Origin of the sequence: Mitsuaria sp. RG, assembly GCF_028369275.1 — a bacterium.
In the GTDB taxonomy this organism is placed as follows: domain Bacteria; phylum Pseudomonadota; class Gammaproteobacteria; order Pseudomonadales; family Pseudomonadaceae; genus Aquipseudomonas; species Aquipseudomonas peradeniyensis.
In genome coordinates, this window is record NZ_JAQMYQ010000040.1 from 43,196 (window position 1) to 50,898 (window position 7,703).

Consider the following 7,703-nt stretch of genomic DNA (forward strand, 5'->3'; position numbering starts at 1 on the left):
CATGGATACCTTGAGCTACCTGGGCCAGGGCTTCGGCGTCGCCCTGAGCCCGTACAACCTGGTCACCGCCCTGACCGGCACCCTGATCGGCACCGTGGTCGGCCTGCTGCCGGGCCTGGGCCCGATCAACGGCGTGGCCCTGCTGATCCCCATCGCCTTCGCCCTCGGCCTGCCGCCGGAGTCGGCGCTGATCCTGCTGGCCGCGGTGTACCTGGGCTGTGAATACGGCGGGCGGATCAGTTCGATCCTGCTGAACATCCCCGGGGAGGCCTCGACCGTGATGACCACCCTGGACGGTTACCCCATGGCCCGCCAGGGCCTGGCCGGCGTGGCCCTGTCGCTGTCGGCCTGGAGTTCGTTCATCGGCGCCTTCATCGCCACCTGCGGCATGGTGCTGTTCGCCCCGCTGCTGGCGAAATGGGCGATCGCCTTTGGGCCGGCGGAGTACTTCGTGCTGATGGTGTTCGCCATCGTCGCCCTCGGCGGCATGGCCGGCGACAAGCCGCTGAAGACCTTCATCGCCGCGCTGATCGGCCTGTTCCTCTCGGCGGTGGGCATCGACGCCAACAGCGGCGTGTACCGCTTCACCGGCGACAGCGTGCACCTGGCCGACGGCATCCAGTTCGTGGTGCTGGTGCTGGGCCTGTTCTCCATCAGCGAGATCCTCCTGCTGCTGGAAAAAACCCACCATGGTCACGTAGCGGTCAAGGCCACCGGGCGCATGCTGTTCAACCTCAAGGAAGCGGCGTCGGTGTTCTTCGTCAACATCCGTTGCGGTCTGCTGGGCTTCTTCATGGGCGTGTTGCCGGGTGCCGGCGCGACCCTGGCCAGTGCCGTGGCCTACATGACCGAAAAACGCATCGCCGGCGACAAAGGCAAGTTCGGCAAGGGCGACGCCCGTGGCCTGGCCGCGCCGGAAACCGCCATCGGCGCCTCCTGCTGCGGCGCCCTGGTGCCGATGCTGACCCTCGGTGTGCCAGGCTCCGGCACCACCGCGGTGATGATCGGCGCGCTGACCCTGTACAACATCACCCCCGGCCCGCTGCTGTTCGAACAACAGCCAGACATCGTCTGGGGCCTGATCGCCTCGCTGTTCATCGCCAACCTGATGCTGATCATCCTCAACGTGCCGATGATCCGTGTCTTCACCCGCATCCTCGCCGTGCCGAACTGGGCGCTGGTGCCGATAATCGCGATCATTACCGCGATCGGCGTGTACGCAGTGCATGCCACCACCTTCGACCTGTTCCTGATGGTCGGCATCGGCATCATGGGCTACATCCTGCGCAAGCTGGACTTCCCGCTGTCGCCGATCCTGCTGGGCTTCATCCTCGGCGGGCTGATGGAGCAGAACCTGCGCCGTGCGCTGTCGATCTCCAACGGTGAACTGGGCATCCTCTGGTCGAGCCCGATCAGCATGGGCGTCTGGGTGCTGGTGGTGTGCATGCTGAGCCTGCCGCTGCTGCGCAGCTGGCGCAAACGTGCCCTGCAGCGCCGGGCCATGGCCGATGCCTGATCGGTCGTTGCCACTGTTCTGGGCCACCGGGCTGGTCGGTCTTGCCGGCGGATTTCTCGCCAGCAAGGTCGGCTGGCCCTTGCCGTGGATGGTCGGCTCGTTGCTGGCGATCATCCTGGTGCGTTGCCTGAGCCCCTGGCAGCTCAGCGAAATCCCCAATGGCCGCAAATGCGGGCAATGGATCATCGGCATCGGCATCGGCCTGCACTTCACCCCGGCGGTGATCGAGCAGGTGGCCAGCCACTTCGCGCTGATCTTCTTCGGCGCGTTGTTCACCACCCTCTCCAGCGTGATCAGCGTGTGGCTGCTGCGGCGTACCGGTGAAGACCGCGCCACGGCATTCTTCGCCAGCATGCCGGGCGGTTCGGGCGAGATGGTCAACCTCGGGGCGCGCAACGGCGCGGTGCTCAGCCAGGTGGCCGCGGCGCAGAGCCTGCGGGTGCTGGCGGTGGTGCTGTGCGTGCCGGCGCTGTTCAAGTTCTTGCTCGGCGATGGCGTGCCGCTGAACCATGCCGGCAGCGTGAGCTGGGGCTGGCTGGCGCTGATCGCGCCGCTGGGGGTGCTGGTGGCGCTGCTCTGGCAGCGCCTGCGCCAACCCAACCCCTGGTTGTTCGGGCCGTTGCTGGTGGCAGCCAGCGTGAGCCTGGCGGGCAACCTGCAAATCGGCCTGCCCAACGGCGCCAGCCAGATCGGCCAGTGGCTGATCGGCAGCGGCCTGGCCTGTCATTTCAATCGCGCATTCTTCCGCCGGGCGCCGTCGTTCCTTGGCCGGACCTTGCTGGCCACGGCGCTGTGCATGCTGATCGCGGCGGGCGCGGCCTGGGCGTTGAGCCTGCTGACGCACCTGGACCTGCGCTCGCTGACGCTGGGGATGATGCCCGGGGGCATCGCCGAGATGAGCCTGACGGCGGAGACCCTGCAACTGTCCGTGCCGCTGGTGACGGCGATGCAGGTGATGCGGCTGTTGTTCGTGCTGTTCCTGGCCGAGCCGTTGTTCCGGCGCTGGAATGCCAGCCAGTAGAGATGTGCTGGCTTCTTCGCGGGTAAACCCGCTCCCACAGGTACTGCGCAGCCCCTGAAAGGCAGCACATTTTCTGTGGGAGCGGGTTTACCCGCGAAGAGGCCCTCAGCCAATCACAGCAGCGGCAACGCCCAATCGATCGGCGCCATCCCGCGTTGTTCCAGGAAGCTGTTGGTACGGCTGAAATGCCCGCAGCCAAAGAACCCACGGTAAGCCGACAATGGCGATGGATGCACCGACTTGAGCACCAGGTGCTTGCTGGCATCGATCAGTTTCTGCTTGCTCTGGGCATGGGCACCCCACAGCAGGAACACCACGTTCGGGCACTGCTCGCTGACCACCTGGATGATCCGGTCGGTAAAGAACTCCCAGCCTTTCTTCGCGTGGGACGCGGCATTGGCGCGCTCCACGGTCATGGTGGTGTTGAGCAGCAGCACGCCCTGCTCGGCCCAGCTCTGCAGGTAGCCATGCGCGGGGATCGGCAGGTTCAGATCGCGCTGCAGCTCCTTGTAGATATTGACCAGCGACGGCGGCGTGGGGATGCCCGGCTGCACCGAGAAACACAGGCCATGGGCCTGGCCGGGGCCGTGATACGGGTCCTGGCCGAGGATGACCACCTTGACCTGCTCCAGCGGCGTGGAATTCAGGGCGTTGAAGATCAGCGGCCCGGGCGGGTAGATCTCCTTGCCGGCGGCGTATTCCGTACGCAGGAACTCGCGCAGCTGATGCATGTAGGGCTGGTCGAACTCGGCGCGCAGCGCGGCCTTCCAGCTGGGTTCGAGTTTGATGCGATCGTCGTCGGTCATGGGGGCATCCAAAAGCAAAGTGCCGCGACACTAGGAAAGCCGGGGCGGCTTGTCAATCGATCCGACCGACGACCGGCAGCTTCGCCGCGGCAGGCCATACTGAGGGGATGACCTGCGCGAGGTAGTCCATGTCCATTCAATGCGAGGTACTGACCGGCGTCGACGGCGCCCGTATCGGCATCGCCACCCTGGATGCGCCCAAGGCGCTCAACGCCCTGACGCTGCCCATGATCGAAGTGCTCGACGAGCGGCTGCGCGCCTGGGCCAGCGACCCCGGGATCGTCTGCGTGCTGCTGCGCGGCAACGGGCCGAAGGCCTTCTGTGCCGGTGGCGATGTCCGCGCCCTGGTCGAGGCCTGCCGCGAACACCCCGGTAGCGTACCGCCGCTGGCCGCTACCTTCTTCGCCAGCGAATATCGCCTCGACCATCGCCTGCACACCTACCCCAAACCCTTGTTGTGCTGGGGCCATGGCCATGTGCTGGGCGGCGGCATGGGCCTGCTGCAGGGCGCCGCGGTACGTATCGTCACCCCCAGCAGCCGCCTGGCCATGCCGGAAATCAGCATCGGCCTGTACCCGGATGTCGGCGCCAGCTGGTTCCTCGCCCGCCTGCCGGGCAAGCTCGGCCTGTTCCTGGGGCTGACCGGGGCCCCGCTCAACGCCCGCGACGCGCTGGACCTGGACCTGGCCGATCGTTTCCTGGGCGAGCATCAGCAGGAGGCGCTGATCGAGGAACTGCTGCAATTGAACTGGCAAGAACAGACCGCGCTGCAACTCAACAGCCTGCTAAAGGCCGAGCAGCACCGCGCGTGCGCCGAACTACCACAAGGCCAGTGGCTGGCACGCCGCGCCGTGATCGACGAAGTACTCGATGTGGCCGACCCGGTGGCGGCCTGGCGGGCCCTGGCCGGCCTGGCCACCCATACCGATCCCTTGCTGGCCGCGGCGGGCCAGCGCCTGCGCGAGGGCTGCCCGCTGACGGCGCACCTGGTCTGGGAGCAGATCCGTCGGGCGCGGCACCTGTCGCTGGCCCAGGTATTCCAGATGGAATACACCCTGAGCCTGAACTGCTGCCGTCACCCGGAGTTCAGCGAAGGAGTGCGCGCCCGTCTGCTGGACAAGGACAACACCCCGCACTGGCACTGGCCGGATGTGGCACAGGTGCCGGCGGCGGTGGTGGAGGCGCATTTCAGCAAGGCCTGGGAGGGGCGCCATCCGTTGGCGGAACTGGGATGACGTCAGTGCCCTGTCACCGCGACCAGCCCCGCTCGCCACCCCGGCCCCCATCGGGTCGACGGTCACGGTTGCCCTGCCCGTTGGAGTGCCAGCGATCGCCCCGGCGGTCGTCATTGCGGTAGTCGTGGCGGTCGCGATCCCGCCCGTAGTCGTAGCGCTGGCGGTTGCCGTAGTCGTAACGCGGATTCCCCTGCCAGCGCGGCTGCATGCCGGGCGCCGGATAAGGGCGGTATTGCGGCACCGGCGCCGGCCTGTAGTAACGCGGCGCGGGCTGATAGTAGTAACGGGTCTGCGGCACCACGTAGTAGCGGTCCTGGCGGTAGTAGCCTGGGTAAACGTAGCGATCGCTGGTGTAGTAGTCGCTGCGGTAATAGCCGCCGCTCTCGTAATAGGGGGCGCAGGCGGAGGTCAGCAGTCCGAGCAGGACGACGAGCAGGATTCGTGGGTACATGGCGGCCTCCTGGACCGCAGGGATGCCCGGCACAGCGACGCTGGCGGGCGTCGACGACAAGCTGTTGGTCGACACAGGATAAGACCGTGGCAACCGGGTTCAGTGCCATTTTCGCAACAAATTGAAACAGGTCCTGTAACGCCGAAAAACATGCAGTCATTTTTCGGTCATCTCTCTAGAATGTGGCCACCGGCACACCTCACGGGACGATCATGCCCTCGCCTTCCACCCTGTTCTCGCAACGCTCGCTGATCTTCGCCCTGCTGCTGTTGCTGGCCGGTGGCTTCCTGGCCACTTCGCTGCTCGGCTACTACGCCTCGCGCGGGGCGATCCGCGACGGCATCGTCAACACCGAGCTGCCGCTGACCTCCGACAACGTCTACTCGGAGATCCAGAAGGACCTGATCCGCCCGGTGCTGATCGCCTCGATGATGGCCCAGGATACCTTCCTGCGCGACTGGGTGCTGGCCGGCGAGCAGGACACCGGGCGCATCACCCGCTACCTGGGCGCCGTGATGGGCAGCCAGGCCACCTGCACCAGCTTCTTCGTCTCCGACCGCAGCCTCACCTACTACCAGGCCAAGGGCGTGCTCAAGCAGGTGCGGGCCGACGCCTGGCGCGACGCCTGGTATTTTCGCCTGCGCCAGTCGAGCAAACCCTACGAGATCAACGTCGACCTGGACATGGCCAACCAGGACAAGCTCACCGTGTTCATCAACCACCGGGTGCTCGACTACCAGCAGCGCTTCATCGGCGCCGCCGGCGTGGGCTTGAGCGTGGAGTCGGTGGTCCGCCTGATCGACGACTACCAACGGCGCTACCAGCGCTCGGTGCTGTTCACCGATGCCCAGGGCAAGGTCCTGCTGACCGGCTCCGACGGCGGCCCCCATGGCCTGCGGGCTGGCCAGCAACTGGCCGACAGCAGCCAGTGGCAGGACCTGCTGGCACGCATGCCGACACCGGCCAGCGGCAGCCACGAGTACACCGACAACGACGGCCACAGTCACTTCCTCAATGTGCGCCTGCTGCCGGAACTGGACTGGTACCTGTTGGTGGACAAGCGCGAAACCGGCGCCCTGGACCGCATCCGCCAGTCGCTGTACCTGAACCTGGCGATCTGCGCCATGATCACCCTGGTGGTCCTGTCGCTGCTCAATGCCATGGTCAAGCGGCACCAGGACAACGCCGAAGCGCTGGCCACCCTCGACAGCCTCACCGGCCTGCCCAATCGCCGCAGCTTCGACCTGCTGGCCGGCCAGGCCCTTATCGAAGCCCAGCGCGACAACGCGCCGCTGGTCGCCCTGCTGATCGACCTCGACCACTTCAAGACCCTCAACGACACCCACGGCCACCTGGCCGGCGACGAAGTGCTGCGCCAGTTCGCCAATGTGCTGCAGGGCAGCCTGCGCCAGTCCGATATACTGTGCCGCTGGGGCGGCGAGGAGTTCATCGTGCTGCTGCGCGAAGCCGAAGGTCGCCAGGCCATCGAGGTGGCGGAAAAGATCCGCCGGCGCACCGAGCAACTGACCTTCAGCCATGCCGACCAGCCACTGCGCCTGACCGTGAGCATCGGCCTGTCCGCCCTGCAGCGCGACGACAGCCTGCACAGCCTGCTGACCCGCGCCGACCACGCGCTCTATCGTGCCAAACAAGGCGGACGCAACCGTGTCTGCAGCGAAATGCCCGGAACCGACCATGCCTGATCCTCGACACTGCCCCGCCTGCGGCGCCCTCAACCGGTGCGGCCTGGCCGACCCGCGCAACGCCACGCAAGGCTGCTGGTGCTTCGAAGTGGCCATCGACCCAACAGTGATCGAGGCCTTGCCCACCGAACTGCGCGACAAGGCTTGCCTGTGCCCGCGCTGCGCGCAGGTCGATGGGCAACTCAAGGCAGCGCCAGTGCACACGATCCGCTAGACTGCGCGCCGATTTCCCGCAAGCGACCCGCCCCATGCGCCTCGACCGATTCCTCGGCAACCTGCCCTGCTACAACCGCCAGCAAGTACGCCTGCTGCTGGCGCAGCGGCGCGTGCGCGTGGATGGCCTGCCGACCGCCGACCCGTTGCTGGAGGTGCGTGAATTCAGCCGCGTCGAGGTCGATGAGCAGGTGCTCCAGGCCGGCCGTCCGGCGCGCTACCTGATGCTGCACAAGCCCACCGGTTGCGTCAGCGCCACCCAGGACCCGCAGCACCGTACCGTGCTCGACCTGCTGCCGGCAGAGCTGCGCGATGACCTGCACATCGCCGGGCGCCTGGACTACAACACCACCGGGCTGATGATCCTGACCAACGATGGCCAGTGGTCGCGACGCATGACCCAGCCACGGACCAAGCAGCCCAAGACCTACCTGGTGCACACCGAGGACGAGATCGGCGCACATTACGTCGACAGGTTCCGCGAAGGGTTCTACTTCGCCTTCGAAGACCTCACCACCCTGCCCGCCCAGCTGGATATCCTCGGCCCGCGCAGCGCACGTCTGGTCATCGTCGAGGGGCGTTATCACCAGGTGAAGCGGATGTTCGGGCACTTCCAGAACAAGGTGGTGGGGCTGCATCGGGAAAGCATGGGTTCGATCACACTGGACCCGATATTGCTTCCAGGAGCGTTCAGGGCGCTGACCACCGAGGAAATCGCCTCGGTCTGAGCGGATTTGCATGCCCCTGTAGGAGCGGCC

At 66.4% G+C, this 7,703-nt stretch carries 8 protein-coding genes; 6 read left to right on the forward strand and 2 right to left on the reverse strand.

The window, feature by feature from the left end; all coding sequences use genetic code 11:
• Window position 1 precedes the first annotated feature (1 nt).
• On the forward strand, window positions 2–1,516 hold the full coding sequence (locus POF53_RS19935; RefSeq protein WP_232855768.1) for a tripartite tricarboxylate transporter permease: 1,515 nt from the start codon (window positions 2–4) through the stop codon (window positions 1,514–1,516).
• Window positions 1,509–2,537 carry an AbrB family transcriptional regulator gene (locus POF53_RS19940; RefSeq protein WP_498969112.1) on the forward strand — a complete coding sequence of 343 codons (1,029 nt, stop codon included), beginning with the start codon at window positions 1,509–1,511 and terminating at the stop codon, window positions 2,535–2,537. The genes POF53_RS19935 and POF53_RS19940 overlap by 8 nt, the downstream gene beginning before the upstream one ends.
• Before the next feature lie 113 nt (window positions 2,538–2,650).
• Here POF53_RS19940 and ung read toward each other — a convergent pair whose 3' ends face one another.
• Complete coding sequence (gene ung, locus POF53_RS19945; RefSeq protein WP_498969114.1) at window positions 2,651–3,343, reverse strand: uracil-DNA glycosylase; 693 nt, start codon at window positions 3,341–3,343, stop codon at window positions 2,651–2,653.
• A 128-nt stretch (window positions 3,344–3,471) separates the two neighbouring features.
• On the opposite strand from ung, the gene dspII reads away from it, so the two are divergent.
• Window positions 3,472–4,578: an enoyl-CoA hydratase/isomerase DspII gene (dspII, locus tag POF53_RS19950; RefSeq protein ID WP_498969116.1), complete on the forward strand. Its 1,107-nt coding sequence runs from the start codon at window positions 3,472–3,474 to the stop codon at window positions 4,576–4,578.
• A gap of 13 nt (window positions 4,579–4,591) precedes the next feature.
• On the opposite strand, the gene POF53_RS19955 is transcribed toward dspII, so the two are convergent.
• On the reverse strand, window positions 4,592–5,029 hold the full coding sequence (locus POF53_RS19955; protein WP_232855765.1) for a hypothetical protein: 438 nt from the start codon (window positions 5,027–5,029) through the stop codon (window positions 4,592–4,594).
• 212 nt (window positions 5,030–5,241) lie between these two features.
• Between POF53_RS19955 and POF53_RS19960 the strand changes: the two genes are divergently transcribed.
• From POF53_RS19960 to POF53_RS19970, 3 genes are read left to right on the forward strand one after another with little or no spacing between them, the layout of a single operon-like run.
• Entirely contained in the window at window positions 5,242–6,732 is a 1,491-nt protein-coding gene (locus tag POF53_RS19960) for a sensor domain-containing diguanylate cyclase (RefSeq protein ID WP_254464213.1), read from the forward strand.
• Window positions 6,725–6,946 (forward strand): cysteine-rich CWC family protein, encoded by a 222-nt coding sequence (locus POF53_RS19965; RefSeq protein WP_203647819.1) that lies wholly within the window; start codon window positions 6,725–6,727, stop codon window positions 6,944–6,946. The genes POF53_RS19960 and POF53_RS19965 overlap by 8 nt, the downstream gene beginning before the upstream one ends.
• Window positions 6,947–6,980: 34 nt before the next feature.
• Window positions 6,981–7,673: a pseudouridine synthase gene (locus POF53_RS19970; RefSeq protein WP_498969119.1), complete on the forward strand. Its 693-nt coding sequence runs from the start codon at window positions 6,981–6,983 to the stop codon at window positions 7,671–7,673.
• Window positions 7,674–7,703: the final 30 nt, after the last annotated feature.

Bases quoted from the DNA above. Each gene is read 5' to 3' on its own strand.
- POF53_RS19970 (WP_498969119.1), top strand. From the start codon at position 6,981: ATGCGCCTCGACCGATTCCTCGGCAACCTGCCCTGCTACAACCGCCAG.
- POF53_RS19960 (WP_254464213.1), top strand. From the start codon at position 5,242: ATGCCCTCGCCTTCCACCCTGTTCTCGCAACGCTCGCTGATCTTCGCC.
- dspII (WP_498969116.1), top strand. From the start codon at position 3,472: ATGTCCATTCAATGCGAGGTACTGACCGGCGTCGACGGCGCCCGTATC.
- POF53_RS19965 (WP_203647819.1), top strand. From the start codon at position 6,725: ATGCCTGATCCTCGACACTGCCCCGCCTGCGGCGCCCTCAACCGGTGC.
- ung (WP_498969114.1), bottom strand. From the start codon at position 3,343: ATGACCGACGACGATCGCATCAAACTCGAACCCAGCTGGAAGGCCGCG.
- POF53_RS19940 (WP_498969112.1), top strand. From the start codon at position 1,509: ATGCCTGATCGGTCGTTGCCACTGTTCTGGGCCACCGGGCTGGTCGGT.
- POF53_RS19935 (WP_232855768.1), top strand. From the start codon at position 2: ATGGATACCTTGAGCTACCTGGGCCAGGGCTTCGGCGTCGCCCTGAGC.
- POF53_RS19955 (WP_232855765.1), bottom strand. From the start codon at position 5,029: ATGTACCCACGAATCCTGCTCGTCGTCCTGCTCGGACTGCTGACCTCC.